The 25,615-nt window shown below is 72.1% G+C and carries 24 protein-coding genes; 21 read left to right on the top strand and 3 right to left on the bottom strand.

The genetic code is table 11. The annotated features are described in order from the left end of the window. Window positions 1-2: 2 nt before the first annotated feature. Entirely contained in the window at window positions 3-1,394 is a 1,392-nt protein-coding gene (locus AAD528_RS14725; protein ID WP_345752834.1) for a pyridoxal phosphate-dependent decarboxylase family protein, read from the top strand. Here AAD528_RS14725 and AAD528_RS14720 read toward each other — a convergent pair. Beyond that, on the bottom strand, window positions 1,387-1,797 hold the full coding sequence (locus tag AAD528_RS14720; protein WP_345752833.1) for a DUF1844 domain-containing protein: 411 nt from the start codon (window positions 1,795-1,797) through the stop codon (window positions 1,387-1,389). The genes AAD528_RS14725 and AAD528_RS14720 overlap by 8 nt on opposite strands. A gap of 274 nt (window positions 1,798-2,071) precedes the next feature. Between AAD528_RS14720 and infC the strand changes: the two genes are divergently transcribed. From infC to pheT, 10 genes are all read left to right on the top strand, one after another. After that, window positions 2,072-2,686, top strand: a complete 615-nt coding sequence (gene infC / locus AAD528_RS14715; RefSeq protein WP_345752926.1) for a translation initiation factor IF-3 — start codon at window positions 2,072-2,074, stop codon at window positions 2,684-2,686. 75 nt (window positions 2,687-2,761) lie between these two features. Then, window positions 2,762-2,956 (top strand): 50S ribosomal protein L35, encoded by a 195-nt coding sequence (rpmI, locus tag AAD528_RS14710; RefSeq protein WP_345752832.1) that lies wholly within the window; start codon window positions 2,762-2,764, stop codon window positions 2,954-2,956. A gap of 29 nt (window positions 2,957-2,985) precedes the next feature. After that, the gene (rplT, locus tag AAD528_RS14705; protein ID WP_221859610.1) at window positions 2,986-3,372 is read left to right on the top strand and encodes a 50S ribosomal protein L20; all 387 of its coding nucleotides are present in this window, start codon (window positions 2,986-2,988) and stop codon (window positions 3,370-3,372) included. Between the two features lie 151 nt (window positions 3,373-3,523). Next, complete coding sequence (locus AAD528_RS14700) at window positions 3,524-4,324, top strand: TrmH family RNA methyltransferase (RefSeq protein ID WP_345752831.1); 801 nt, start codon at window positions 3,524-3,526, stop codon at window positions 4,322-4,324. A gap of 139 nt (window positions 4,325-4,463) precedes the next feature. After that, the gene (locus AAD528_RS14695) at window positions 4,464-5,204 is read left to right on the top strand and encodes an amino acid ABC transporter ATP-binding protein (protein ID WP_345752830.1); all 741 of its coding nucleotides are present in this window, start codon (window positions 4,464-4,466) and stop codon (window positions 5,202-5,204) included. Window positions 5,205-5,262: 58 nt separating this feature from the next. After that, window positions 5,263-6,156: a glutamate ABC transporter substrate-binding protein gene (locus tag AAD528_RS14690; RefSeq protein ID WP_345752829.1), complete on the top strand. Its 894-nt coding sequence runs from the start codon at window positions 5,263-5,265 to the stop codon at window positions 6,154-6,156. 80 nt (window positions 6,157-6,236) lie between these two features. Then, complete coding sequence (locus AAD528_RS14685; protein WP_345752828.1) at window positions 6,237-6,893, top strand: amino acid ABC transporter permease; 657 nt, start codon at window positions 6,237-6,239, stop codon at window positions 6,891-6,893. Then, on the top strand, window positions 6,890-7,873 hold the full coding sequence (locus AAD528_RS14680; RefSeq protein ID WP_345752827.1) for an amino acid ABC transporter permease: 984 nt from the start codon (window positions 6,890-6,892) through the stop codon (window positions 7,871-7,873). Before AAD528_RS14685 ends, AAD528_RS14680 begins: the two co-directional genes overlap by 4 nt. Window positions 7,874-7,916: 43 nt before the next feature. After that, window positions 7,917-8,972: a phenylalanine--tRNA ligase subunit alpha gene (gene pheS, locus AAD528_RS14675; RefSeq protein ID WP_345752826.1), complete on the top strand. Its 1,056-nt coding sequence runs from the start codon at window positions 7,917-7,919 to the stop codon at window positions 8,970-8,972. Then, window positions 8,972-11,464: a phenylalanine--tRNA ligase subunit beta gene (pheT, locus tag AAD528_RS14670; protein WP_345752825.1), complete on the top strand. Its 2,493-nt coding sequence runs from the start codon at window positions 8,972-8,974 to the stop codon at window positions 11,462-11,464. Before pheS ends, pheT begins: the two co-directional genes overlap by 1 nt. Window positions 11,465-11,576: 112 nt before the next feature. On the opposite strand, the gene AAD528_RS14665 is transcribed toward pheT, so the two are convergent. Beyond that, on the bottom strand, window positions 11,577-12,554 hold the full coding sequence (locus AAD528_RS14665) for a hypothetical protein (RefSeq protein ID WP_345752824.1): 978 nt from the start codon (window positions 12,552-12,554) through the stop codon (window positions 11,577-11,579). Window positions 12,555-12,790: 236 nt separating this feature from the next. Further along, entirely contained in the window at window positions 12,791-13,444 is a 654-nt protein-coding gene (locus AAD528_RS14660) for a protein-L-isoaspartate(D-aspartate) O-methyltransferase (protein ID WP_345752823.1), read from the bottom strand. Between the two features lie 227 nt (window positions 13,445-13,671). Between AAD528_RS14660 and argC the strand changes: the two genes are divergently transcribed. The 10 genes from argC (at window position 13,672) to tyrS (ending at window position 25,275) form a co-directional block, all read left to right on the top strand. Further along, window positions 13,672-14,715, top strand: coding sequence for an N-acetyl-gamma-glutamyl-phosphate reductase (gene argC / locus AAD528_RS14655; RefSeq protein ID WP_345752822.1), 1,044 nt, complete (start codon window positions 13,672-13,674; stop codon window positions 14,713-14,715). Next, the gene (gene argJ, locus AAD528_RS14650) at window positions 14,712-15,869 is read left to right on the top strand and encodes a bifunctional glutamate N-acetyltransferase/amino-acid acetyltransferase ArgJ (protein ID WP_345752821.1); all 1,158 of its coding nucleotides are present in this window, start codon (window positions 14,712-14,714) and stop codon (window positions 15,867-15,869) included. Before argC ends, argJ begins: the two co-directional genes overlap by 4 nt. Continuing rightward, window positions 15,866-16,774 carry an acetylglutamate kinase gene (gene argB, locus AAD528_RS14645; RefSeq protein ID WP_345752820.1) on the top strand — a complete coding sequence of 303 codons (909 nt, stop codon included), beginning with the start codon at window positions 15,866-15,868 and terminating at the stop codon, window positions 16,772-16,774. Before argJ ends, argB begins: the two co-directional genes overlap by 4 nt. Beyond that, the gene (locus tag AAD528_RS14640) at window positions 16,771-17,970 is read left to right on the top strand and encodes an acetylornithine transaminase (protein ID WP_345752819.1); all 1,200 of its coding nucleotides are present in this window, start codon (window positions 16,771-16,773) and stop codon (window positions 17,968-17,970) included. The genes argB and AAD528_RS14640 overlap by 4 nt, the downstream gene beginning before the upstream one ends. Beyond that, window positions 17,967-18,890, top strand: coding sequence for an ornithine carbamoyltransferase (gene argF / locus AAD528_RS14635; protein WP_345752818.1), 924 nt, complete (start codon window positions 17,967-17,969; stop codon window positions 18,888-18,890). The genes AAD528_RS14640 and argF overlap by 4 nt, the downstream gene beginning before the upstream one ends. Next, complete coding sequence (locus tag AAD528_RS14630) at window positions 18,869-19,975, top strand: heparan-alpha-glucosaminide N-acetyltransferase domain-containing protein (RefSeq protein ID WP_345752817.1); 1,107 nt, start codon at window positions 18,869-18,871, stop codon at window positions 19,973-19,975. Before argF ends, AAD528_RS14630 begins: the two co-directional genes overlap by 22 nt. A gap of 10 nt (window positions 19,976-19,985) precedes the next feature. Beyond that, the gene (argH, locus tag AAD528_RS14625; protein WP_345752816.1) at window positions 19,986-21,434 is read left to right on the top strand and encodes an argininosuccinate lyase; all 1,449 of its coding nucleotides are present in this window, start codon (window positions 19,986-19,988) and stop codon (window positions 21,432-21,434) included. Between the two features lie 8 nt (window positions 21,435-21,442). Further along, on the top strand, window positions 21,443-23,089 hold the full coding sequence (locus tag AAD528_RS14620) for an alpha-amylase family glycosyl hydrolase (protein ID WP_345752815.1): 1,647 nt from the start codon (window positions 21,443-21,445) through the stop codon (window positions 23,087-23,089). Window positions 23,090-23,175: 86 nt separating this feature from the next. Continuing rightward, window positions 23,176-23,943 carry a hypothetical protein gene (locus tag AAD528_RS14615; RefSeq protein WP_345752814.1) on the top strand — a complete coding sequence of 256 codons (768 nt, stop codon included), beginning with the start codon at window positions 23,176-23,178 and terminating at the stop codon, window positions 23,941-23,943. A 36-nt stretch (window positions 23,944-23,979) separates the two neighbouring features. Beyond that, window positions 23,980-25,275 carry a tyrosine--tRNA ligase gene (tyrS, locus tag AAD528_RS14610; protein WP_345752813.1) on the top strand — a complete coding sequence of 432 codons (1,296 nt, stop codon included), beginning with the start codon at window positions 23,980-23,982 and terminating at the stop codon, window positions 25,273-25,275. Window positions 25,276-25,615 lie beyond the last annotated feature (340 nt).

The raw sequence follows: 25,615 nt of genomic DNA, 5'->3' as shown, positions 1-25,615 counted from the left end.
GCATGGACGAGGAACCGCAGGACGACCCCTACCGGGCGTCCCTGGACGCCGCCCACCGGCACGCGCTCGGCTGGCTCGACTCCGTCGCCGAGCGGCCGATCCGGCCCGATGTCGATGCGGGCGGCATGCGCGCGCGGCTGCCGCGGGACCTGCCCGAGGACGGTGCGGATCCCGTCGCCGTGGTCGACGAGCTCGCCGAGGCCTGCGGGCCCGGGCTCATGGCGATGGGGTCGCCGCGGTTCTACGGCTTCGTGATCGGCGGCACGTACCCCGCGGCGCTGGCGGCGGACTGGCTGGTCTCGGCGTGGGATCAGAACACCGGATCGCGCCAGCCGACGCCCGCGACCGCCGCCGTCGAGGAGGCGGCCGGCGAGTGGCTCCTCGACGTGCTGCGGCTCCCGGCCGGCAGCGGCGTCGGCTTCGCGACCGGCGCGACCGTGGCGAACCTGTCGTGCCTCGTGACGGCGCGCGACGCCGTGGTCCGCGCGCACGGCGGCGATCCGGTCGCAGGCCTCCAGGCGGCGCCGCCGGTCCGGTTCCTGGCCGGTGACGCCGTGCACACGTCGGTCGTGCTGGCCGGGCGCATCGCCGGCCTCGGGGCGCCGCGCACCGTGGGCGCCGACGGCGAGGGCCGCATCGACGTCGCCGGCCTGCGCCGGGCGCTGGCCGAGGGGGACGGCCCCGCGGTCGTGGCGCTGCAGGCGGGCGACGTGCACTCGGGGGCGTTCGACGACTTCGCGGCGGCGATCGCCGTGGCGCGGGACGCGGGCGCGTGGGTGCACGTCGACGGCGCGTTCGGCCTGTGGGCGGCCGCGACCCGGCGGCTGGACCACCTCACCGCGGGGCTCGCGGACGCCGACTCGTGGGCGACCGACGCGCACAAGACGCTCAACGTGCCGTACGACTGCGGCGTCGCGATCGTGCGCGACGAGGCCGCGATGGCGGCGTCGCTCGGGGCGCACGCGTCCTATCTGCCGGCGGTCGCGAACGTGTGGGATCCGTACGACCGCGTTCCCGAGCTGTCGCGCCGCGCCCGCGGGGTTCCGGTCTGGGCCGCGCTGCGCGCGCTCGGGCGCCGCGGCGTCGAGGGGCTCGTCGACGGCCTGGTCGAGGCCGCCGCCGGTCTCGCGGAGGGCTTGCGCGCGATCGGCGGGCTCGAGGTGCTCAACGACGTCGTGTTCACGCAGGTGTGCCTCGCGGCACGCGACGACGCGGGCACCGCGGCGCTCGGCGAGTGGCTGCGCGACGAGGGCACCGTGTGGGCGTCGTCGTCCGCGTGGCGCGGCCGCACCGTGGTGCGCTTCGCCGTGAGCAACCACGGCACCGACCACGAGGCGGTGCGCCGGACGATCGACGCGGTCGCGCGAGGGGCGGACGCGCTCGGTCTCAGATGACCGGGCCGGTGTACTTCTCGCCCGGGCCCTTGCCGGGCGCATCCGGGATCGAGGAGATCTCGCGGAAGCGCAGCTGCAGCGAGCGCAGTCCGTCGCGGATCGGGCGGGCGTGCATGTCGCTGATCTCGGGGGCCGCCGCGGTGACGAGGCCGGCCAGGGCGTTGATCAGCTTGCGCGCCTCGTCGAGGTCGATGTCGGCCTCCGCGTCCGGGGCGTCGGCGAGGCCGAGCTTGACCGCCGCCGCGCTCATGAGGTGCACGCACGCCGTGCCGATGACCTCGACCGCCGCGACGTCGGCGATGTCACGGACCGCGGACGTGTCGGATCCGGCGCGCTCCTGCTCCTCCCAGCGGGACTCCCGCTCGGGGTCGAAGGAGTGGGTGTGTCCCGGGTTGGTGCTCATGTGCCGCTCTCTGGTAGACTTTCCCGGGCTCCGGCGGTTCTGAAGAGAATCCCGGACGAAAGAGGATTCACATCCCACCCGCGCTTGCCGTTACAAGGCTACCGGGTCATGCACTCCCTCGCGTTCCACGCGGGTGTTCCAGGCCGTGCGATGCACGTGTCGGAATCGGGTGCGGCCGACGCGTGACGTCTGCCGGGTGGATGCTGATCTCTTCTCCCGCCCGTGGCACGACACCGCGTCACGGTGGCTCTCCATCACCACCCAAGGAGTCCGCATCAGCGATCCCCGTACCAACGAGCGCATCCGCGTGCCGGAGGTCCGACTCGTCGGCCCCGCCGGCGAGCAGATCGGCGTCGTCCGCATCGAGGCCGCCCTGCGCCTGGCGCAGGAGGCCGATCTCGACCTGGTCGAGGTGGCCCCCAACTCGAAGCCTCCCGTCGTCAAGATCATGGACTACGGCAAGTTCAAGTACGAGGCCGCGCAGAAGGCGAAGGAAGCCCGTCGCAATCAGGCCAACACGGTCCTCAAGGAGGTCCGCTTCCGCCTGAAGATCGACGAGCACGACTACGAGACCAAGCGCAAGCGCGCCGAGGGCTTCCTGAAGACGGGCGACAAGGTCAAGGCCATGATCCTGTTCCGCGGTCGCGAGCAGTCGCGCCCCGAGCAGGGCGTGCGCCTGCTGAAGAAGTTCGCGGAGGACGTCGCCGAGTTCGGCACCGTCGAGTCCAGCCCCAAGGTGGACGGCCGCAACATGGTGATGGTCGTCGCGCCGCACAAGAACAAGTCCGAGGTCAAGACCGAGCAGAACGCTCAGCGCGCCGCCAACAAGCAGGCCGCGCGCGAGGCGAAGGGCCAGACGCCCGCCGCCGAGACCGCGGACGCGGAGTAACTCCGCCCGCATTCTCCCGCTCCGGCGGGTGCACACAACATCGCCCCGCGGGGCGCATTCACCAAGGAAGAGAAGATGCCGAAGCAGAAGACCCATTCGGGTGCCAAGAAGCGCTTCAAGATCACCGGCAGCGGCAAGATCAAGAAGCAGCAGGCTGGCATGCGTCACAACCTCGAGCACAAGTCGAGCCGTCGTACGCGCCGCCTGAACCAGGACCAGGTCATCTCGGGCAACGACCTCAAGCAGGTCAAGAAGCTCCTCGGTCGCTGACACCGCGAATCTCGTTAGGAATATAGGAAATGGCTAGAGTCAAGCGGGCAGTCAACGCCCACAAGAAGCGTCGCGTCATCCTCGAGCGGGCCTCGGGTTACCGTGGCCAGCGTTCGCGCCTGTACCGCAAGGCGAAGGAGCAGGTCACCCACTCGCTCGTCTACGCGTACCGCGACCGCCGCAAGCGCAAGGGCGACTTCCGTCGTCTGTGGATCCAGCGCATCAACGCCGCCTCGCGCGCGAACGGCATGACGTACAACCGCTTCATCCAGGGCCTCGGCCTCGCGGGCGTGCAGGTCGACCGTCGCATCCTGGCCGAGCTCGCCGTGAACGAGCCCGCCACGTTCGCCGCGCTCGTCGCGACCGCGAAGGCCGCGCTGCCGGCCGACGTGAACGCGCCGAAGTCGGCCGCGTAAGCTCAGGCTTCCGGAGAGGGCGTCCCCGCCAGGGGGCGCCCTCTCCGCGTACCCGCCGCGTACCTGCCGTTCTCCGGACGTCCGCCGCGGATCCGCGCGGTCGTCACCGCGTCGTCACGTCCGTATGCGCGCCCCGCCATAGACTGAGGACGTGCTGGAGAACCCGCGGTCGCCGCGCGTGAGGGCCGTCGCCAAGCTGGCGAAGCGCAACGCGCGCAAGGAGACGGGGCTGTTCCTGCTCGAGGGGCCGCAGGCCGTCCGCGAAGCGCTGGCCTTCCGCCCCGAGACCATCGTGGAGCTCTACGCGACGCCCACCGCTCTCGAGCGGCATCAGGATGTGCGCACGCTGCTGACCGACGAGGGCCTCGACGCGCAGTTCGTGTCCGAGTCGGTGCTCGAGGCCATGGCCGACACCGTCACGCCGCAGGGCTTCGTCGCCGTCGCGCGGCAGAACCCGACGGCGCTCAAGGACATCTTCGCCGCGGCACCCCGCCTGATCGCGATCTGCGAGGAGGTGCGCGATCCCGGCAACCTCGGCACGATCATCCGCGCCGCCGACGCGGCCGGCGCCGACGCCGTCGTCCTGACCGGGCGCACGGTCGATCCGTACAACCCGAAGGTCGTGCGCTCGACGACCGGATCCCTGTTCCACCTGCCGGTCGCGGTCGGGGGAGAGCTCGAGGACGTGATCGAGCGCGCGCACGCCGCCGGCATGACGGTGCTCGCCGCCGATGTGAAGGGCGACGACCTGCTCGCCGCCCGCGCGGAGGGGCTGCTGGCCGAGCCCACCGGCTGGCTGTTCGGCAACGAGGCGCACGGCCTCGAGGACCGCGCCCTGGCCCTGGCGGACCGCACGCTGCGCCTGCCGATCTTCGGCCGCGCCGAGTCGCTCAACCTCGCCACGGCGGCCAGCGTGTGCCTGTACGAGAGCGCGTTCGCCCACCGCGCCTGAGGTCCTCACGACCCCGCGACACGCCCGGCGCTCCCGACCACCGGGAGTGCCGGCGAGCCCGCGGGCGCCCTGTTACAAGTCGGTAAACCGCGATGGGGCGTGCTGGCTCGCCTCGTGGCCACCCCCTAGGGTGAAACGCATGGCAGAGCCCCTCGTCGTCGTCACGGACGTGCAGAAGCACTATGGCGACTTCCAAGCGTTGAAGGACATCGACCTCACGGTCGACAAGGGCGAGGTCGTCGTCGTCATCGGCCCGTCCGGATCCGGCAAGTCGACCCTGTGCCGCACGATCAACCGGCTCGAGACCATCACGAGCGGCACCATCACGATCGACGGCAAGGAGCTGCCCAAGGAGGGCAAGGGCCTCGCGAACCTGCGTGCCGAGGTCGGCATGGTGTTCCAGTCCTTCAACCTTTTCGCACACCTGACGATCCTCGAGAACGTCACGCTGGGGCCGATCAAGGTGCGCGGCCTGAAGAAGGCCGACGCCGAGCGCGAGGCGCAGGCGCTGCTCGACCGCGTCGGCGTCGGACACCAGGCCGCGAAGCTGCCGGCGCAGCTCTCGGGCGGTCAGCAGCAGCGCGTCGCGATCGCGCGCGCCCTGGCGATGCAGCCCAAGGTCATGCTCTTCGACGAGCCCACCAGCGCGCTCGACCCCGAGATGATCAACGAGGTCCTCGACGTCATGGTCTCGCTCGCCAAGGAGGGCATGACCATGATCGTCGTGACGCACGAGATGGGCTTCGCGCGCAAGGCCGCGAACCGCGTCGTGTTCATGGCGGACGGCCAGATCGTCGAGCAGGCGACGCCGGAGGAGTTCTTCACCGCACCGAAGAGCGACCGCGCCAAGGACTTCCTCTCCAAGCTCATCACGCACTGACGCCCACCGCGCGACGAGGCGCGGACGCGGATCGACCACCCCACCAAGGAGGAATCACATGCGCAAGACTCGACTGATGGCAGGCGCGGGCATCGGCCTCGCGGCCCTGCTCGCGCTCACGGCGTGCAACAGCGGCTCGCCCACCGACCCCGGTGCGAGCGGCGGCGAGGAGCCGGCGGCCGAGGGCCTCTGGGAGGTCGCCGAGGGCGTCGAGCTCGACAGCCCCACGTTCGAGCGCGCCACCGAGGCGGGCAAGATCGTCATCGGCGTGAAGGCCGACCAGCCCGGCCTCGGCTACGAGGACCCGGTGACGCAGGAGCGCACCGGCTTCGACGTCGACATCGCCCGCTGGATCGCCGCATCGCTCGGCTTCGGCGAGGACGAGATCGAGTTCAAGACGATCCCGTCGGCCAACCGCGAGCAGGAGATCATCAACGGCGGCGTCGACTACTACGTCGGCACCTACTCGATGACCGACGCGCGCGACGAGGTCATCGACTTCGCCGGTCCGTACTTCATCACCGGCCAGGGCCTGCTGGTCGCGGCGGACGACGACACGATCAGCGGTCCCGACGACCTCGCCGACAAGGTGACGTGCTCGGTGACCGGTTCGACCCCGCTGCAGCGCATCCGCGACGAGTACTCGGGTGAGGTCACCGAGCGCCAGACGTACTCCGAGTGCGTCGAGCAGCTCAAGGCCGGCCAGGTCGACGCGATCACGACCGACGAGGCCATCCTCGCCGGCTACGTCGCGCTCGAGCCCGAGGAGCTGAAGCTCGCCGGATCGCCGTTCAGCGAGGAGCGCTACGGCGTCGGCCTCGCCGACGGCGACACCGCGCTGAAGGAGCACATCAACACGCTCTTCACGGACGGCGGCGACGTGTGGACGGCGCTGTACGAGCAGTACCTCGAGCCCGCGGGCGTCAAGGCCGAGCAGCCCGCGGTCGACTGACCCTCACCCCGTGTCCGGGGCGGCCTCACGGCCGCCCCGGACGCATCCCCTGACATCCCTCGACACGAGCAAGGAGCCGCATGGGCGTCATCACCGACCACCTCGATCTGTGGGGAGAGGCGCTGCTCGGCACCCTGAAGCTGTTCGCCGGCGGCGGCGTGCTGGCTCTCGTGCTCGGCATCGTCGTCGGCGCCATGCGCGTGTCTCCGGTGCCCATCGCGCGAGCGGTCGGCACGTTCTACGTGAACACGATCCGCAACACCCCGCTCACGCTGGTGTTCTTCGGCTTCGCATCCGCCCTGCCGCCCCTGATCGGCGTCCGCGCGAGCGGTGGCAACGAGGTGCTGTTCGCGATCGGCGCGCTCGGCATCTACACCGCGACGTACGTCGCGGAGACGATCCGATCCGGCATCAACACCGTGCCCGTCGGCCAGGCCGAGGCGGCCCGCGCGATCGGCCTGTCGTTCGGGCAGGTCATGACGCTGGTCGTCCTCCCGCAGGCGTTCCGCTCGGTGATCCCGCCGATGATGAGCGTCTTCATCGCCCTGCTGAAGAACACGACGGTCGCCGCGGGCTTCGCCGTGATGAACCTCGGCTCCATGCGCGACTGGCTGAGCGAGCAGGGCGAGAACCAGCTGCTCGTCATCGTCTGGGTGATGATCATCTTCGTGGCCCTGGTGATGCTGCTCTCGTGGGCGCAGCGCACCGTCGAGAAGCGTTGGACGGTGGCACGATGAGCGGCAGCGTTCTCTACGACGTCCCCGGCCCCCGGGCCATGGCACGCAACCGCGTGATCGGAGCTCTGACGATCCTCGTGGTGCTCGCGGTGATCGCGTTCTTCGTATGGCGACTGTTCGAGACCGGCCAGTTCGCCGCCTCGAAGTGGGAGGCCTTCACCTACACCGCCATCTGGGCGCAGATCCTCCAGGGCATGCTCAACACGCTCGCGGCGTTCGCGCTCGCCGCCGTCGGCGCGCTCGTGGTCGGCTTCCTGCTCGCGATCGGGCGGCTCTCCGATCACGTCTGGGTGCGCTGGCCGTTCACGGTCGTGATCGAGTTCCTGCGCGCGGTCCCCGTGCTGGTCATGATGTTCCTCCTCTACTACGGCCTTCCCGTCGTGGGCATCCGGATGCCGAGCTTCTGGGTCGTGGTCATCGCGCTCGTCGCGTACAACGGCTCCGTGCTCGCGGAGGTGATCCGCGCCGGCGTCGAGTCGCTGCCGCGTGGTCAGAAGGAGGCCGGCTATGCGATCGGCCTGCGCAAGTCGGGAGTCATGCGCCTGATCCTGTTGCCGCAGGCCGTGCGCGCGATGATGCCGGTCATCCTGTCGCAGCTCGTCGTCACGCTGAAGGACACCGCGCTGGGCTTCATCGTCACGTACGAGGAGCTGCTGTTCTTCGCCAAGCGTCTCGGCTCGGCGGCGACGCTCGACTCGCCGATCGTCCAGTCGACGATCATCATCGGCGCGATCTACATCGGTCTCTGCCTCATCCTCTCGGGCGCGTCGCGGTTGATCGAGAAGCGCATGCAGAAATCGCCGCGCGTCCGGGCCGCGCAGGCGGCCATCGCGCCGCGTCTGCACGAGGGCACCAACACCGAGATCATCGGCGTGCAGGACCTCGACCATCTCGACGACGTCGCGAAGGCGGACGTGATTGCGAATCGCCGCGGGCTCGGGAAGCACGACCCCGGCAGCACCCCGGGCGCGCACCTCTGACCCGGGCGGGCGGCATCCGTCCGCCCGACTAGACTCGGGTCTCGTGTCCGACGCTCCAGAGATCACCCCGCCTTTGATCACTCCAGAGGCGGTGGAGGCGGCGGTCGCGGGCGCGCTCGCGGCGATCGCCGATGCCCCCGACACGGCCGCGCTGAAGGCCGCCCGATCCGCTCACGCGGGGGAGGGGTCTCCGCTCGCCGCGCTGAACGCGCAGATGCGCCACGTGCCGAACGACCGCAAGGCCGAGTTCGGCAAGCTGGTGGGATCCGCCCGCGGGCGCGTCATCCAGGCCCTCGCCGCACGCGAGGCCGAGCTGGCCGAGGCCGAGACCGCCGCGCGTCTCGAGGCCGAGCGGATCGACATCACCGCCGTGCCGTCGCGCACGCGCGTGGGCGCCCGCCACCCGATGAGCGTGCTGCAGGAGCAGATCAGCGACGTGTTCGTCGGCATGGGCTGGGAGATCGCGGAGGGTCCCGAGCTCGAGCACGAGTGGTACAACTTCGACGCGCTGAACTTCGACGAGGACCACCCGGCGCGCCAGATGCAGGACACGTTCTTCGTGGATCCGGTCGCCCGTCACCTGGTGATGCGCACGCACACGAGCCCCGTCCAGGTGCGCTCGATGCTCGAGCGCGACCTGCCCATCTACGTCCTGTGCCCGGGCCGCGTGTACCGCACGGACGAGTTCGACGCGACGCACCTGCCCGTCTTCACGCAGGCCGAGGGCCTCGTGGTGGACAAAGGCATCACGATGGCGCACCTCAAGGGCACGCTCGACCACATCGCCCGCGCCCTGTTCGGCGCCGAGGCGAAGACGCGCCTGCGCACCAACTACTTCCCGTTCACGGAGCCCTCGGCCGAGTTCGACCTGTGGCACCCGACCTTCAAGGGCGGCGCGCGCTGGATCGAGTGGGGCGGCTGCGGGATGGTCAACCCCAACGTGCTGCGCGCGGCGGGGATCGACCCCGAGGTGTACTCGGGCTTCGCGTTCGGGATCGGGATCGAGCGGGCCCTGATGTTCCGCAGCGACGTGCAGGACATGCGCGACATGGCCGAGGGCGATGTCCGCTTCAGCGAGCAGTTCGGGATGGTGGTGTGATGCGCGTCCCGCTGTCGTGGCTGCGTGAGTACGTGGATGTGCCGTCCTCGGCGACTCCCGAGGACGTCCTCGCGGCGCTCGTGTCGGTGGGCTTCGAGGAGGAGGACGTCTTCCGCTTCGAGGTGAGCGGCCCGGTCGTGGTCGGCACCGTCCTCTCGTTCGAGGCCGAGCCGCAGAAGAACGGCAAGACGATCCGCTGGTGCCAGGTGGACGTCGGCGAGGCGGAGCCGCGCGGGATCGTGTGCGGCGCCGGCAACTTCTTCGAGGGCGACAAGGTCGTGGTGTCGCTCCCCGGCGCCGTGCTGCCCGGTCCGTTCCCCATCTCGGCGCGCAAGACGTACGGGCACGTGTCGGACGGCATGATCGCGTCCGCGCGCGAGCTGGGCCTCGGCGACGAGCACAGCGGCATCCTGCGGCTCGTCGAGCTCGGGCTCGACGCCGAGCCCGGTGCGGACGCGATCGCGCTGCTCGGGCTGGACGACGTCGCGGTCGACGTGAACGTGACGCCGGATCGCGGCTACGCCATGTCGATCCGCGGCATCGCGCGCGAGTACGCGCACGCCACGGGCGCGGCCTTCCGCGACCCCGCTCTCGCGGTCTCGCCCGTCGCGGCATCCGGGTTCTCCGTCGTCGTCGACGACCGGGCGCCGATCCGCGGACGCAGCGGCGTCACCGAATTCGTCACGCGCGCCGTGCGCGGCATGGATCCGTCGCGCCCGACGCCGCCGTGGATGGTCGCGCGCCTCACGCTCGCGGGCATCCGGTCGATCTCGCTGCTCGTGGACATCACGAACTACGTGATGCTCGAGCTGGGCGGGCCGATCCACGGCTACGACCTCGCCAAGCTGACCGGGGGGATCACCGTCCGCCGCGCGAGCCAGGGCGAGACCCTCCAGACGCTCGACGGCCAGGTGCGCACGCTGAACACCGAGGACCTGCTCATCGCGGACGAGTCCGGCGCGATCGGCCTGGCCGGCGTGATGGGCGGTGCGACCACTGAGATCAGCGGGACGACGACGGATCTCCTCATCGAGGCCGCCGTGTTCGACACCGTCTCGATCGCCCGCACCGCGCGCCGCCACAAGCTGCCGAGCGAGGCCTCGCGCCGCTTCGAGCGGGGCGTCGATCCGCTGCTGCCCGCCGCGTCGGCGCAGCGCGTCGTGGACCTGCTGGTCGAGCTCGCGGGCGGCACGGCCGATCCCCTCGGCAGTGCGATCGGAGCGACGCACGCGCCCACGCCCATCGCCCTCCCCGCCGGCTTCGTGCAGGGCGTCGTGGGCGTGGACTACACGGCCGCGCGCATCGCCGAGACGCTGACGATCATCGGCTGCGACGTCACCGAGACCGTCGACGGCTGGTCGGTGGTGCCGCCGTCGTGGCGCCCGGACGTCACCGACAAGTGGACGCTGGCCGAGGAGGTCGCGCGGATCGACGGGCTCGACCGCATCCCGTCCGAGCTGCCGACGCCGCCGTCGGGCCGCGGCCTGACCCCCGCCCAGCAGGGCCGCCGCCGCGTCGCGAACGCGCTGGCCGCCGCGGGCTTCGTCGAGACGCCGTCGTTCCCCTTCATCTCGGAGGAGCAGAACGACCTGCACGGATCCGCGACCGGCGCGCACCTGCCGAGCGTCCGGCTCGCGAACGCGCTCGACGGCCAGGCGCCGTTCCTGCGTCGCTCGCTGATCCCGGCCCTGCTGCAGACCGCGCACCGCAACGTGGCGCGCGGCCACACCGATCTGGCGCTGTTCGAGGTCGGCACCGTGTTCCTCCCGGAGCCCGGTGTCGAGTACGGCACCGCGACGATCCCGCCCGGAGCCGTGCGCCCTGACGCGGAGACGCTCGCGCGCCTGGACGCCTCGATCCCGCCGCAGCCCCGCCATGTGGCGCTGCTGCTGGCCGGCGCCGTGTCGCCGAAGCAGCCGGGCCGCGAGGCCGAGGGCGCGGGACTCGAGGTCGCGCTCGACGCGGTGCGCGTGATCGCGGCCGCAGCGGGCGTGGAGATCTCGGTCGCCCAGGGCGAGCGCGCGGCGCTTCATCCGGGTCGCACGGGTGTGCTGGCGGTCGACGGGGTCGAGGTCGGCTATGTCGGGGAGCTGCTGCCCGCCGTCGCCGCGGACGCCGATCTGCCGGGCCGCGTGACGGTCGCCGAGCTCGACCTGGACGCGATCCTGTCGCTGGCGGGGGAGCGCGTGACCGTGGCGTCGCTGTCGACCTTCCCGGCCGCGACCCAGGACGTCTCGCTCGTGGTCGACGCCGCGCTGCCCGCCTCCGACCTGCGCGCCGCGCTCGTCGACGGCGCGGGCGAGCTGCTCGAGAGCCTCCGCCTGGTCGACGACTACCGCGGTCAGGGCATCCCGCAGGGTTCCAAGAGCCTGACGTTCGCGCTGCGCTTCCGCGCTCCCGACCGCACCCTCACCGCGGCCGAGGCCACGGAGGCCAAGCTCGCCGGCGTCGCCCTCGCCGCCGAGCGCCACGGCGCCGCCCTCCGCGAGTAGCCCCGGGCGCCGCGAGACGCCCGGACCCGCGAGACTGCATCGCCCCGCCGAGACTGCGTGTGACCACCGCTGCCTCGGCGGGGCGCTGCAGTCTCAGCGGGGCGATGCAGTGTCACGCGCGTGGCCAGGGCGTCCTGCGGAGGCCGAGGGCTTCGGGCAGCGAGTGCAACGGGCCCTGCTGCTGGGGGCGCACGGGGCGAAGGGACGCCGCGCGCAGGATCGCATCGAGGGCGGGCGGGTCGCCGACCTCCGGCCAGCCCCACCGCCCGAATCCTCCCCGGCGTCGGCGCAGCCGGTCCTCGCGGCGCTTCTCGTCCCACAGGACGGCCGGGTCGCCGGACTCGTACTTGACCCGCCCGTCCGCTTCGCCGATGACATCCGGACCGCGCCAGTACGTGTCCACGCGCGAGATGCTTCCGTCGGGCATCCGGAACTCGACCTGGAGCTCCGGCGGCTCGTACCCGAGCCACTCGATCACCGCGCGGCTGATCGACTCGATCGCGGTCTCCGCCTTCGGTGTGGCACGGCTCAGCGGCCACATGGCTGCGCGGCGCCCTCGCGCGCTGCGGCGCAGAGCGTTCAGCTCGAGCAGGTGCCCCGCTTCCAGTGGCGGATGCTGGCGCAGGACGGCATCGGCGACGGCGAGGGCGACGGCCGGATGCCGCGCACGCGCGATGTCGATGGCGGTGTCGGGCGCAGCGACGAACGCGATCCCGTCGGTGCGCCGGATCTCGCGCTCATCCTGCGACACGTGCGTGCGGACGTCACCGGCCAGCCGCGCGGTGCCGTCCGGGTTGAGCACGTGGATCTCCGCGGGCTCGCCGATGATCGGCAGCCCCGTCAGCACCGCGGCGGATTCGAGGGCGAAGACGGCGTCGGGATGCGTCAGCGCGTAGGCGTGGACTCGGGCCAGGTACCTCTCCCACGGCGCGAGCTTCCCCCAGAGGCTGCGCGGCGCGTACACGCCGTGACGCACGCGATGCAGCTCACCGCGCCGCTCGGCGACATCGAGCCGGAAGTCCGCGGCAGACGGGCGCAGCAGCGGCACGGGGGATGATCGGATCGTCGCCTCGAGGGTCGTGGCCGGCATGCTCGTACGATCGCGTCACCTCGACCGCCCGCGCGGGCTGGACCGGTCGATTGTGCGGATCCGGACGGCATCCGCGCCCTGTGGACGAGGCGGCGCGTCCGGTCCCGGACACGCGCGGAGATGCCCAGACTGCATCGCCCCGTCGAGCCTGCACGTGTCCGCTGCTGTCTCGGCGGGGCGATGCACCCTCGGCGGGGCGCTGCAGTCTCGCGGTCCCGAGGCAGCCCGCCCGCGCCTCAGCGCACGCCGTGCGCGCCGCGGAGCGGCACGAAGCGGACGCCGCCCAGGTCGTCCAGCGCGAGGTCCTCGCCGCGGCGCGTGGCGCGCACGAGCTGCTGCCAGCCGGCTACGCGCTCGAGCGGCATGACGATGCGGCCGCCGTCGGCGAGCTGCTCGATCCACGGCGCGGGGATGTCGGGGCCCGCCGCCGCGGCGAGGATCGCGTCGAACGGGGCCTGATCCGGCAGCCCGAGCGTGCCGTCGCCCTCGACGACGTGCACCGAGGGCAGGTCGGCGAGCGCGGCGCGCGCCTGCTCCGCGAGCTGGGGCACGTACTCGATCGACCACACCTCCGCTCCGATCGCGGCGTACACGGCCGCGGCGTAGCCGGATCCGGTGCCGACGTCGAGCACCCGGTCGCCGGGCTTCAGCCGCCCCGCCTCGGCGGTCAGCGCCACGATGTACGGCTGCGAGATGGTCTGCCCGTGGCCGATCGGCAGGGGCGAGTCGGCGTACGCGTCGCCCGCGGTCGAGGGCGGCAGGAACCGCTCCCGCGGCACTGCGGCCATCGCGTCGAGCACCCGGCGATCCGAGATCCCGCGCGCCCGGATGTGCCACTCGAGCATCGCCTCGCGCTCGGCGGCGCGATCCGGACCGGGGTCGTCGTCCATCGCCCCACGGTACGTCGGCCGCACGCCGTCTGCTAGCGTGGCCGCATGCCGACCGGCGCGACGATCTCCCACCCCACCACGGGCATCGTCCTGCGCCGACGTCCGCGTGGCCGCCGAATCCCGGCGATGCCGCGACGCTCTCGCGCCTGAGCGCGATCGAGCAGGCCTTCACGGGCCGAGCGGTGTCGCCGTCTCCGGCCCCTGCTCACGGACAATAAGGTGGAATCATGACCTATTCGGTCGCCGTCTCCGGCGCTTCTGGCTATGCGGGAGGCGAGCTGCTGCGGCTGCTCGCCGACCACCCCGACGTCGAGATCCGCACCGTCACGGCGCACTCCAACGCCGGCCAGCCGCTCATCGCGCACCAGCCGCACCTGCGTTCGCTCGCGCACCTCACGCTGCAGGACACGACGCCCGAGATCCTGTCGGGGCACGACATCGTGTTCCTCGCGCTGCCGCACGGCCAGTCCGGCCGGTACACGGATGCGCTCACGGACGTGAAGCTCGTGATCGACTGCGGAGCGGATCACCGTCTCACGGGCAAGGACGACTGGGACGCGTTCTACGGCGGCGACTTCCACGAGGCGTGGACGTACGGCGTGCCGGAGCTGATCGTGGGCGCCGGCAAGCAGCGCGACCAGCTCGTCGGCGCGACGCGCATCGCCGCGCCCGGCTGCAACGCGTCCACCATCAGCCTGAGCCTGGCGCCGGGCGTCGCGGCGGGCGTGATCGACGCGTCCGACATCGTGAGCGTCCTGGCGGTCGGCCCGTCGGGCGCGGGCAAGAGCCTCAAGCCGAACCTGCTGGCGAGCGAGATCCTCGGATCCGCGAATCCCTACGCGGTCGGCGGATCGCACCGCCACACGCCGGAGGTGCAGCAGGCGCTGCGCGCGGCCGGCGCGATCGACCCGCGGATCTCCTTCACTCCCGTGCTCGTGCCGATGGCGCGCGGCATCCTCGCGACGAGCACGGCGCGGATCGCCGGCGACGCGAGCGACGAGCAGATCCGCGCGGCGTGGGAGGACGCGTACGGCGACGAGACCTTCGTGCAGCTGCTGCCCGAGGGGCAGATGCCGCGCACGGCCGACGTGATCGGCGCCAACACGGCGCTGATCGGCCTCGCGATCGACCGGGCGGCGGGCCGCGTGGTCGTCGTCACGGCCGTGGACAACCTGACCAAGGGCACGGCGGGAGCCGCGATCCAGTCGATGAACATCGCGCTCGGCCTCCCGGAGGGCCGCGCGCTCAGCGTGAACGGAGTGGCCCCGTGAGTGTGACCGCAGCCCAGGGCTTCGAGGCGGCCGGCGTCGCCGTCGGGCTCAAGTCGACCGGCAAGAAGGACGTCGCCGTGGTCGTCAACCGCGGGCCGCTCAAGGCGGGCGCGGCCGTGTTCACCTCGAACCGCGCGAAGGCGAACCCGATCCTGTGGTCGCAGCAGGCGATCGCGGACGGCGTTGTCGAGGCCGTCGTGCTCAACTCGGGCGGCGCGAACTGCTTCACGGGCGAGTTCGGCTTCCAGACCACGCACCAGACCGCCGAGAAGGCCGGCGAGCTGCTCGGCGTCAGCGCGGGCGACGTGATCGTGTGCTCGACCGGGCTGATCGGATCCGGCGACGAGGTCTTCCGAGCCAAGGTCCTGGATGGCACGACGCAGGGCATCGCGGCGCTCGGCGCCGACGGCGGCGACGACGCGGCCGCGGCGATCATGACGACCGACACGGTGCCGAAGACGGCCGCCCGCCATGCCGACGGCTGGACGATCGGCGGCATGGCCAAGGGCGCGGGCATGCTCGCGCCGGGCCTCGCGACGATGCTCGTGGTCATCACGACCGACGCGGTCCTCGACGCGGCGACGCTCGACGCGCACCTGCGGGCCGCGACCCGCGTGAGCTTCGACCGCCTCGACTCGGACGGCTGCATGTCCACCAACGACCAGGTCACGCTGCTCGCGAGCGGCGCCAGCGGCGTCGAGCCGGATGCCGCCGCGTTCCGCGCGGCCCTCGTCGAGGTGTGCACCGAGCTCGCGGCGAAGCTGCAGGACGACGCCGAGGGCGCGAGCCACGCCATCACGATCGAGGTGCGGGGCGCGCTGAGCGAGGACGAGGCGGTCGAGGTGGGACGCTCCGTGGCCCGCAACAACCTCTTCAAGGCCGCGATCTTCGGCAACGACCCGAACTGGGGGCGGGTGCTCGCCGCGATCGGCACCACCGAGGCGGCGTTCGACCCGTACGACGTCGACGTCTCGATGAACGGCGTGCGCGTGTGCACCAAGGGCGGACCGGATCGCCCGCGCGAGGAGGTCGACCTCACGCCGCGCGCCACGCACGTCCTGATCGACCTGCACGCAGGCTCCGCGACCGCGACGATCCTGACCAACGACCTCACCCACGACTACGTGCACGAGAACAGCGCCTACTCCTCATGACGGATCACATCGACATCCAGGACACCAGTCCCGAGGAGGCCGCGGCGAAGGCCGCGACCCTCATCGAGTCGCTGCCGTGGGTGAAGCGCTACCGCGACCGGATCGTGGTGGTGAAGTACGGCGGCAACGCGATGATCAGCGAGGAGCTGCAGGACGCGTTCGCGCAGGACATCGCCTACCTCCGCTACGTCGGCGTGCGCCCCGTCGTGGTGCACGGCGGCGGCCCGCAGATCTCGTCGATGCTCGACCGCCTCGCGATCCCGAGCGAGTTCAAGGGCGGCTACCGCGTCACCAGCACCGAGGCGATCAGCGTCGTCCGGATGGTGCTGACGGGCCACATCAACCCGCAGCTCGTCGCGAAGATCAACTCGCACGGGCCGCTCGCGACGGGCCTCAGCGGCGAGGACGCCGGCCTGTTCGGCGGCCGCAAGCGCGGCGTCGTGATCGACGGCGTAGAGGAGAGCCTCGGCCGCGTGGGCGACGTCGTGCACGTCGACCCGACCGCGGTGCTCGACCACCTCGACGCCGGTCGCATCCCGGTCGTCTCGAGCATCGCGCCGGACCTGGATCATCCGGGTCAGTCGCTCAACGTCAACGCGGACGCCGCGGCGGCGGCACTCGCGATCGCGCTCAAGGCGCGCAAGCTCGTCGTGCTGACGGATGTCGCCGGCCTGTACGCCGACTGGCCCAACCGCGATTCGCTCGTCTCGCACCTCACGGCGGACGAGCTGCGCGACATGATGCCGAAGCTCGAGTCGGGCATGATCCCGAAGATGCAGGCGTGCCTCGACGCGGTCTCGGGCGGCGTGGGCGCCGCGGCGATCATCGACGGCAGGGTGAAGCACTCGGTGCTGGTGGAGCTCTTCACGAGCAAGGGAATCGGAACGCAGGTGACGCAGGCATGACGAACGACAGCTGGCAGGATGTCGCCTCCCGCGACCTGATGAGCCTCGGCGGCCGCCTCGCGCTGCTCGTGCGCGGCGAGGGATCCCACGTGTGGGACGCCGACGGCACGCGCTACCTCGACTTCCTCGGCGGCATCGCCGTGAACGCGCTCGGCCACGCCCACCCGGTGTTCGCCGAGACCGTCGCACGGCAGGCGGCCACGCTCTCGCACGTGTCGAACTACTTCGCCACGCCCCAGCAGCTCGAGCTCGCCGCGCGCCTGAAGCAGCTGGCCGGCACGGGGGAGAAGGGCCGCGTGTTCCTCGCGAACTCCGGCACCGAGGCCAACGAGACCGCGATCAAGCTCGCCCGTCTTCATGACCGCGACGGCTTGATCGTCAGCCTGGAGGGCGCATTCCACGGCCGCTCCACGGGCGCGCTCGCGCTCACCCCGAAGGCCGCGTACCAGGACCCGTTCCGGCCGCTGATGCCGGGCATCGTGCACATCGCGCCGACGATCGAGGCGCTCGAGCAGCTGTTCGCCTCGGGGGAGCGGATCTCCGCGCTCGTGGTCGAGCCGATCCAGGGCGAGGCTGGCGTGCTCCCGCTGCCCGAGGGCTACCTGCGCCGCGCGCGCGAGCTCACCACCGCGAACGACGCGCTGCTCCTCCTCGACGAGGTGCAGACCGGCATGGGCCGCACCGGCCGCTGGTTCGCCTTCCAGGCCGAGGGCATCCTGCCCGACGCCATCACGCTCGCCAAGGGCATCGCGGCGGGCTTCCCGCTCGGCGCGCTCGTGACCTTCGGCGACGCGAGCGGCCTGTTCTACCCCGGCACGCACAACTCCACGTTCGGCGGCAACCCGCTCGCGAGCGCCGTCGCGAACGCCGTGATCCAGGAGATCCAGGATCGGGATCTGCTCGCGAACGTCACCGAGCGCGGCGCCGAGCTGCGCGCGGGCGTCGAGGGCCTTCCCCTCGTCGCCGACACGCGCGGGGCGGGCCTGCTGATCGGCATCCGCCTCACCGCGCCCGTCGCCGCCGAGGTGCGCGCGGCGGCCCACGAGCGCGGCCTGATCGTCAACGCGCCGACCGAGGACGCGATCCGGATCGCGCCCGCCTACACGATCGGCGACGCCGAGGTCGCGGAGTTCCTCGAGCTCTTCGAGGCCGCCCTCGCGGCGGTCGCCGGCCCCCAGAACCAGGAGACGAAATGACCCGCCACTTCCTGCGCGACGACGACATCACGCCGGCCGAGCAGTCCGAGATCCTGGACCTGGCGGCGCAGCTGAAGAAGGACCGCTGGGCCGACAAGAGCCTCGCCGGCCCGCAGACCGTCGCGGTGATCTTCGACAAGTCCTCGACCCGCACCCGGGTGTCGTTCGCGGTCGGCATCGCCGATCTGGGCGGCTCGCCGCTGATCATCTCGACCGCCAGCAGCCAGCTCGGCGGCAAGGAGACCCCGGCCGACACGGCGCGGGTGCTCGAGCGCCAGGTCGCCGCGATCGTGTGGCGCACGTATGCGCAGGCGGGCCTGGAGGAGATGGCCAAGGACACCGTCGTGCCCGTGGTGAACGCCCTCAGCGACGACTTCCACCCGTGCCAGCTGCTCGCCGACCTGCTCACGATCCGCGAGCACAAGGGGGCCCTGGCGGGCCTGACCCTGTCGTTCTTCGGCGACGGCCGCAGCAACATGGCGCACTCCTACGTGCTCGCGGGCGTCACCGCCGGCATGCACGTGCGCGTCGCCTCGCCCGAGGACTACGCGCCGCGCGAGGACGTCATCGCCGACGCCGACCGGATCGCCGCCGAGACGGGCGGATCCGTCACGCTGCTGACCGATCCGCTCGAGGCCGCCGCGGGCGCCGACGTCGTGGTCACCGACACGTGGGTGTCGATGGGCAAGGAGGAGGAGAAGCTCGCGCGCCTGCGCGACCTCGGCGCGTACAAGGTGACGCAGGAGACCATGTCGGTCGCCGATGCCGAGGCGATCTTCATCCACTGCCTGCCCGCCGACCGCGGCTACGAGGTCGACGCGGACGTGATCGACGGCCCGCAGAGCGTGATCTGGGACGAGGCCGAGAACCGGCTGCACGCGCAGAAGGCGCTGCTGGTGTGGCTGCTGCGTCAGCCCTGACCGACCGGCTCGTCTCGGGCCTGGACCGCATCGACGGACCCGGCCGCGAGCCCGGCGTCGACCTGGCCCGCGGCCTCGCGGTGATCGGCATGTTCGGCGCGCACCTGCTCGACACGACGCCGTTCGACTGGGCGCATCCGGAGACCTGGATCGACGCGGTCAACGGACGTCCGTCCGTCCTGTTCGCGACGCTCGCGGGCGTCTCGCTCGCGCTCGTCACGGGCGGCGTGCGCCCCCTCGAGGGGACCGGGATGACGTACGCGCGCGCCCGGATCGCGCTGCGGGCCGCGTGCATCTGGCTGCTCGGCGTGCTGCTCGTGATGCTGCAGACGCCGGTGCTCGTGATCCTGCCGGCGTACGCGATCCTGTTCCTGCTCGCGCTGCCGCTGCTGCGCGTCCGCCCCGCCTGGCTGTTCGGCGTCGCCGGCGCGATCGCCGTGACCATGCCGTTCGCCGTGTTCGCGATCGACGCGTGGCCCGGGTGGGAGCGCGAACCCGGCCTGACGATCGTGCACGTGCTCGGCTGGCACTACCCCTTCCTGCTGTGGGCCGCGTTCGTCGTGGCCGGGATCGGCATCGGTCGCCTCGCGTTCTCGCGGCCGCTGACGGCGACCGTGCTGGTCGTGGTCGGCGCGGTGCTCGCCGCCGTCGGCTACGGCGTGATCGGGCAGTGGGCGCTGCTCGCGCCGGCCGATTCGCTGTGGGGCGTCGCGCTCTCGAGCGTCGCGCACTCGAGCGGGATGGGCGAGGCGGTCGGCTCGGGCGGCGTCGCGATCGGCGTGATCGCGCTGTGCGCCCTGCTGTGCCGCACGCCCGCGGGCTTGCTCGTCCTGCCGCTGCGCGCGGTCGGCGCCATGCCGCTGACCGCATACACCGCACAGCTCGTCGCGTGGGCGGTGCTGCAGCCGCCGATCGACGGCTACGGCTCCAAGCTGGCGGCGTTCCGCGCGCTCGAGCCGTTCTGGCCGATGACGATCGCGACCATCGCGGCCTGCACGCTGTGGACGCTGCTCGTCGGCCGCGGGCCGCTCGAACGCCTGATCGGCTGGATCGCCGCCGTCGGGCCGCGTGAGACGGATCGATAGGCTGGAGACCATGAGCGAGGCGGATCAGCAGGGCACCCCGGGCCGGCGGAAGACGGGCGAGGGCGCCCTCTGGGGAGCGCGATTCGCGAGCGGCCCGTCGCCCGAGCTGCAGACGCTCAGCCGCTCCACGCACTTCGACTGGCGCCTCGCGCTCTACGACATCGCGGGCTCGCACGCCCACGCCAAGGCGCTCGCCGCCGCCGGCTACCTCGAGGCCGACGAGGAGCAGCGCATGCACGAGGGACTCGACGCGCTCGCGCGCGGCATCCAGGACGGGACGCTCGAGGCCCGCCCCGGCGATGAGGACGTGCACGGCGCGCTCGAGGCCGCGCTGATCGACGTCGTCGGATCCGAGCTCGGCGGACGCCTGCGCGCCGGCCGCAGCCGCAACGACCAGATCGCGACCCTGGTGCGGATGTACCTGCTCGACCACTCGCGCGTGATCGCGAAGGACCTGCTCGCGCTGATCGACGCGCTCGTGGCGCAGGCCGACGCGCACGCGGGCGTCATCCTGCCCGGCCGCACGCACCTGCAGCACGCGCAGCCCGTGCTGCTGGCACACCACCTGCAGGCCCACGCGTGGCCGCTCGTGCGCGACCTCGAGCGCCTGCGCGACTGGCGCCCTCGCGCCGCCGTCTCGCCGTACGGCGGGGGCGCGCTCGCCGGATCCACGCTCGGGCTCGACCCCCAGCTGGTCGCCACGGAGCTCGGGCTCGACCGCCCGGCCGAGAACTCGCTGGACGGCACCGCCGCGCGCGACGTCGTGGCGGAGTTCGCGTTCATCACGGCGCAGATCGGCGTCGACCTGTCGCGCTTCGCGGAGGAGATCATCCTCTGGAACACGCGCGAGTTCGGCTTCGTGACGCTCGACGACGGCTACTCGACCGGGTCGAGCATCATGCCGCAGAAGAAGAACCCCGACATCGCCGAGCTCGCGCGCGGAAAGGCGGGGCGCCTGGTCGGCAACCTGACGGGCCTGCTCACGACGCTCAAGGGCCTGCCGCTCGCGTACAACCGCGACCTGCAGGAGGACAAGGAGCCCGTGTTCGACTCGGTCGACACGCTCGAGGTCGTGCTCCCCGCCTTCACCGGCATGGTCGCGACGCTGCGCTTCGACGGGGACCGGATGGCCGAGCTCGCGCCGCAGGGGTTCTCGCTCGCGACGGACGTCGCCGAGTGGCTCGTGAAGCGGCGCGTGCCGTTCCGCGAGGCGCACGAGATCTCGGGCGCGCTCGTGCGCGCCTGCGAGGACGGCGGCATCGGCCTCGAGGACGCCTCGGACGACCTGCTCGCCTCGGTCTCGGCGCACCTGACCCCGGAGGTCCGCGAGGTGCTCTCGATCGAGGGATCCGTCGCGAGTCGCACGGGCGCGGGCGGCACGGCGCCGGAGCGCGTCGCCGAGCAGCGCGCCGAGCTGATCTCGCGCGCGCAGGGTGCGGTGCACGCGCTCGGGCTCTGAAGGGGACCATGACGCACGACGGCACGACCGAAGAGCGCCCGGTGACGACGCCGGATCCGACCGATCCCGAAGCGCTCCCGACCGGCGCGCCCTGGTGGGAGGCGTCGGTCATCTACCAGGTGTACCCGCGCTCCTTCGCGGATGCCGACGGCGACGGCACCGGCGACCTCCGCGGGCTCATCGCGCGGCTGCCGTACATCGCCTCGCTCGGAGCGGACGGCGTCTGGCTCACCCCGTTCCAGCCGTCCCCGGGCGTGGATCAGGGCTACGACGTGCAGGACTACTGCGACGTCGATCCGCAGTTCGGAACGCTCGAGGACTTCGACGAGCTCGTCACCCGCGCGCACGCCGCCGGTCTGCGGGTGCTCGTCGACATCGTGCCGAACCACACGTCGACCGCGCACGAGCTGTTCCGGCGTGCCGTGACGGAGGGACCCGGATCGGATGCGCGACGCCTGTTCCACATGCGGCCCGGCGGCGCGGACGGCACTCCGCCCAACAACTGGCTCAGCGTGTTCGGCGGGCCCGCGTGGACGCGGGTCGATCCGCGGTCGAGCACCGACCTCGACTGGTACCTGCACCTGTTCTCGCCCGCCCAGCCGGACTGGAACTGGGACGCGCCCGAGGTCGGGGACCTGTTCGACGGCGTGCTGCGGTTCTGGTTCGACCGCGGCGCGGACGGCGCCCGGATCGACGTGGCGCACGGGCTCTTCAAGGCCGAGGGGCTGCCGGACTCGCCCGTCGTGCCGACCGTGATCGACGGCCTCCGCTCGAACCCGCTCGCGATGGACCAGGAGGCGGTGCACGAGGTGTACCGGCGCTGGCGGCGCCTGGCCGAGCGGTACGAACCCGCCCGCCTGCTGGTGGGCGAGGTGAATCTCGAGCCCGAGCGCTCGGCCCGGTACACCCGCCCCGACGAGCTGCACCAGACGTTCGCGTTCGCCTTCGCGCGGCTCGGCTGGGCGCCCGAGGCGTGGTGCGCCGTCGGACGCGACCTCGAGCACATGCGCCGGGTCTACGGCGCCGCGCCCACGTGGGCCCTCGAGAACCACGACCTCGTCCGCACGGCGACGCGGTTCGGCGGCGGCGACGTCGGCCTCCGGCGGGCGCGCGCCGGCATCCTCGCCACCCTCGGCTTCCCCGGCGCGGCGTACCTGTACCAGGGGCAGGAGCTCGGGCTGCCCGAGGTGGACGTGCCGGAGGACCGTCGCCGCGATCCGATGTGGTTCCGCGGCGGCGTGAGCCGCGACGGCGCCCGCGTGCCGCTGCCGTGGACCGTGAGCGCCGCCGCCGCCCACGGCTTCGCAGCCGAGGAGGGCGCCGGCCCGTGGCTGCCGCAGCCCGAGGGCTGGGGGGAGCACAGCATCGAGCGGCAGAACGGGGATCCCGGATCGACGCTGGAGCTGACGCGCCGAGCGCTGGAGATCCGTCGCGCGCTGATCCGCGACGGGCTGCTCGACCCGCACGCCGGCGCGGAGTGGCGCCTGGACGGCGGGGCCCTGTCGTGTGTCAGCGCGACGGGACTGACCGTGGTGGTGGCGATGGGGGAGGAGCCCGTGGCGCTTCCCGAGGGGCGGGTGCTCCTCGCGTCCGCCGAGGTCCACGACGGCATGCTGGCGGCGGATGCCGCGGCGTGGGTGGTGCGCGCGGGCTGATCGCGCCGCGCCGACCGGGTCCGCCGCCATGTCGGTGCCCCTGGGCAGGATGGAGCCATGGACCGGATGACGTCGAGGAGCTGCGGATGATCGTCGCCGGGCTCATGCTGCTCGCCGTCGGCGCGGCCGACCTGGCGCGCACGGTGTTCACGCGGTCGGCCTCGAGCGTGCGCTTCTCCGCGCTCGGCGGCGTGGGTCTCGCGGCGCTCGTGATCGGCGTCCTGGTCGGTGCCCCGCTCGCCGGCCTCGCAGCCGTCGTCGTCGCGGCGCTGTGGCTCTGGCTGATGCCGGATCGGGGGCGCTCGCCCGCATCGATCTGGCCCGCCGCGGGCCTGGGCGCGCTGAGCGCGCTCGCGCTCGTGCTGGTGCCCGCCGATCACGGCACCGGCGCGTTCGGGCTGGTTGAGATCGACTCGCCGCTGGGAGCGCTGACGCTGCCGGGCGTGCTGCTCATGATCGGGGCGCTCGCGTACCTGCTCGAGTCGGCCAATGTCGTGGTGCGCGCGACGCTCGAGCGCGAGAACATCGCGCCGGATCCCGCGCCGGGCGAGACCGAGACCGTCATGGGGCCCGATGGCCTCGCCGTCATGCCGAAGCTCGGCCCGGGGCAGGTGATGCGCGGCGGCCGGCTGATCGGCCCGCTCGAGCGGGCGATCGTGTTCGGGCTGACGCTCGCGGCCGCGTACCCGCTGCTGGCGGCCTTCATCGCGGCCAAGGGCATCGTGCGCTTCCCGGAGATCTCCCGCGACGGCGATGGGGGAGACCGCGCCGAGTACTTCCTGGTGGGCAGCATGGTCAGCTGGGTGCAGGCGCTGTCCGCCGCGTTCCTCGTCTGGTGGGGCCTGCGATCCTGACGTTCCGCGGCCCGGCGAGACCATAGGCTAGAGCGCGTGAGCGCTGACACCGTCGCCGCACCGGCGATCGACCCGACCTTCGACACGATCTGGGACGAGCTCGTCTGGCGCGGGCTGATCCACGTGTCGACCGACCAGGATGCGCTGCGCGACCTGCTGGCCGGGCCCCCGATCGTCTACTACTGCGGCTTCGACCCGACGGCGCCGAGCCTGCACCTGGGCAACCTCGTGCAGCTGCTCACCATGCGCCGGATCCAGCTCGCCGGGCACCGCCCGCTGGGTCTGGTCGGCGGGTCCACGGGCCTCATCGGCGACCCGCGTCCGACGGCCGAGCGCACGCTCAACACCCGCGAGACCGTGGCCGAGTGGGTCATGAAGCTGCGCGCGCAGGTCGAGCGCTTCCTCGACTTCGAGGGCGACAACGCCGCGCGCATCGTGAACAACCTCGACTGGACCGCGCCCCTGAGCGCGATCGACTTCCTGCGCGAGATCGGCAAGCACTTCCGGGTCGGCACGATGCTGAAGAAGGACGCCGTCAGCGCGCGGCTGAACTCCGAGGCCGGCATCAGCTACACCGAGTTCAGCTACCAGCTCCTGCAGGGCCTCGACTACCTCGAGCTGCACCGCCAGTACGCCTGCGTGCTGCAGACCGGCGGAAGCGACCAGTGGGGCAACCTGACGAGCGGCGTGGACCTCATCCATCGCGTCGAGGGCGTCTCGGTGCACGCGATCGGCACCCCGCTGATCACCAACAGCGACGGCACCAAGTTCGGCAAGAGCGAGGGCAACGCCATCTGGCTCGATCCGGAGATGTGCAGCCCCTACGCGATGTACCAGTTCTGGCTCAACACCGACGACGCCGACGTGATCGCGCGCCTGAAGGTGTTCACGTTCCTGACGCGCGCCGAGATCGAGGAACTCGAGCGTCTCGTCGCCGAGGAGCCGTTCCGCCGCGCCGCCCAGAAGCGCCTGGCGCTCGAGGTGACCACGACCGTGCACGGACCGGAGGCCGCCGCTGCCGCGGTGGACGCGTCCGAGGCGCTGTTCGGCCGGGGCGACCTCGCGTCGCTCGACGCCGCGACCCTCGCCTCGGCGCTGCGGGAGCTGCCGCACGCCGACGTGCCGGCCGGCACGCAGGTGGTGCAGGCGCTCGTGGAGACCGGGCTCGTGTCGTCGGTGTCCGAGGCGCGCCGCGCGATCTCGCAGGGCGGCGTCTCGCTGGACGGCGAGAAGGTCGACGCCGACGGCGTGACCGTCGCCGGCTCGCTCCCCGGGGGAGTGTCCGTGCTCCGGCGCGGGAAGAAGGCCCTGGCTGGGCTCTTCGTCCGGTAGCGGACCGCGCCCGGCCGCGCGACACGCCCGGGAGTGGGTGTGGTTTGCCGGGTGGCGGGGATCTGCGTAATGTATTCCCTTGTCGCCGCCAAGCGGTGAGGTTGAGCCGGAAGGCTCCCACCCCAGGTCGGCGACGGACACCGCGATGATGTTCCTCTTGCGAGGGCTGGTCGGGGTGTGTCTGGACGGGCTTGCTGCCGGTTCGGGATGCCATCTGGCGCGTTGAGCGCCACGGCGTGTCGATTTGACAGCGAGATCGGGCCGGATAAGATAGAGAAGTTGCCCCGGAGGGCTGCGGTGGGAGCCGCAGGGCTGGGAGCATCCGATCCTTGAGAACTCA

The sequence above is a fragment of the Microbacterium rhizophilum genome (genome assembly GCF_039605615.1).
GTDB classification, from domain to species: Bacteria; Actinomycetota; Actinomycetes; order Actinomycetales; family Microbacteriaceae; genus Microbacterium; species Microbacterium rhizophilus.
The sequence above is the reverse complement of the archived record's forward strand: the minus strand, read 5'-3'. Positions and strand labels throughout refer to the sequence as shown.

What these genes read in the sequence shown, in the direction of transcription:
- AAD528_RS14725 (WP_345752834.1), top strand. Translation starts at nt 3, where the DNA reads ATGGACGAGGAACCGCAGGACGACCCCTACCGGGCGTCCCTGGACGCC.
- AAD528_RS14720 (WP_345752833.1), bottom strand. Translation starts at nt 1,797, where the DNA reads ATGAGCACCAACCCGGGACACACCCACTCCTTCGACCCCGAGCGGGAG.
- rpmI (WP_345752832.1), top strand. Translation starts at nt 2,762, where the DNA reads ATGCCGAAGCAGAAGACCCATTCGGGTGCCAAGAAGCGCTTCAAGATC.
- rplT (WP_221859610.1), top strand. Translation starts at nt 2,986, where the DNA reads ATGGCTAGAGTCAAGCGGGCAGTCAACGCCCACAAGAAGCGTCGCGTC.
- AAD528_RS14695 (WP_345752830.1), top strand. Translation starts at nt 4,464, where the DNA reads ATGGCAGAGCCCCTCGTCGTCGTCACGGACGTGCAGAAGCACTATGGC.
- AAD528_RS14690 (WP_345752829.1), top strand. Translation starts at nt 5,263, where the DNA reads ATGCGCAAGACTCGACTGATGGCAGGCGCGGGCATCGGCCTCGCGGCC.
- AAD528_RS14685 (WP_345752828.1), top strand. Translation starts at nt 6,237, where the DNA reads ATGGGCGTCATCACCGACCACCTCGATCTGTGGGGAGAGGCGCTGCTC.
- AAD528_RS14680 (WP_345752827.1), top strand. Translation starts at nt 6,890, where the DNA reads ATGAGCGGCAGCGTTCTCTACGACGTCCCCGGCCCCCGGGCCATGGCA.
- pheT (WP_345752825.1), top strand. Translation starts at nt 8,972, where the DNA reads ATGCGCGTCCCGCTGTCGTGGCTGCGTGAGTACGTGGATGTGCCGTCC.
- AAD528_RS14665 (WP_345752824.1), bottom strand. Translation starts at nt 12,554, where the DNA reads ATGCCGGCCACGACCCTCGAGGCGACGATCCGATCATCCCCCGTGCCG.
- AAD528_RS14660 (WP_345752823.1), bottom strand. Translation starts at nt 13,444, where the DNA reads ATGGACGACGACCCCGGTCCGGATCGCGCCGCCGAGCGCGAGGCGATG.
- argC (WP_345752822.1), top strand. Translation starts at nt 13,672, where the DNA reads ATGACCTATTCGGTCGCCGTCTCCGGCGCTTCTGGCTATGCGGGAGGC.
- argB (WP_345752820.1), top strand. Translation starts at nt 15,866, where the DNA reads ATGACGGATCACATCGACATCCAGGACACCAGTCCCGAGGAGGCCGCG.
- AAD528_RS14640 (WP_345752819.1), top strand. Translation starts at nt 16,771, where the DNA reads ATGACGAACGACAGCTGGCAGGATGTCGCCTCCCGCGACCTGATGAGC.
- argF (WP_345752818.1), top strand. Translation starts at nt 17,967, where the DNA reads ATGACCCGCCACTTCCTGCGCGACGACGACATCACGCCGGCCGAGCAG.
- argH (WP_345752816.1), top strand. Translation starts at nt 19,986, where the DNA reads ATGAGCGAGGCGGATCAGCAGGGCACCCCGGGCCGGCGGAAGACGGGC.
- AAD528_RS14620 (WP_345752815.1), top strand. Translation starts at nt 21,443, where the DNA reads ATGACGCACGACGGCACGACCGAAGAGCGCCCGGTGACGACGCCGGAT.
- AAD528_RS14615 (WP_345752814.1), top strand. Translation starts at nt 23,176, where the DNA reads ATGATCGTCGCCGGGCTCATGCTGCTCGCCGTCGGCGCGGCCGACCTG.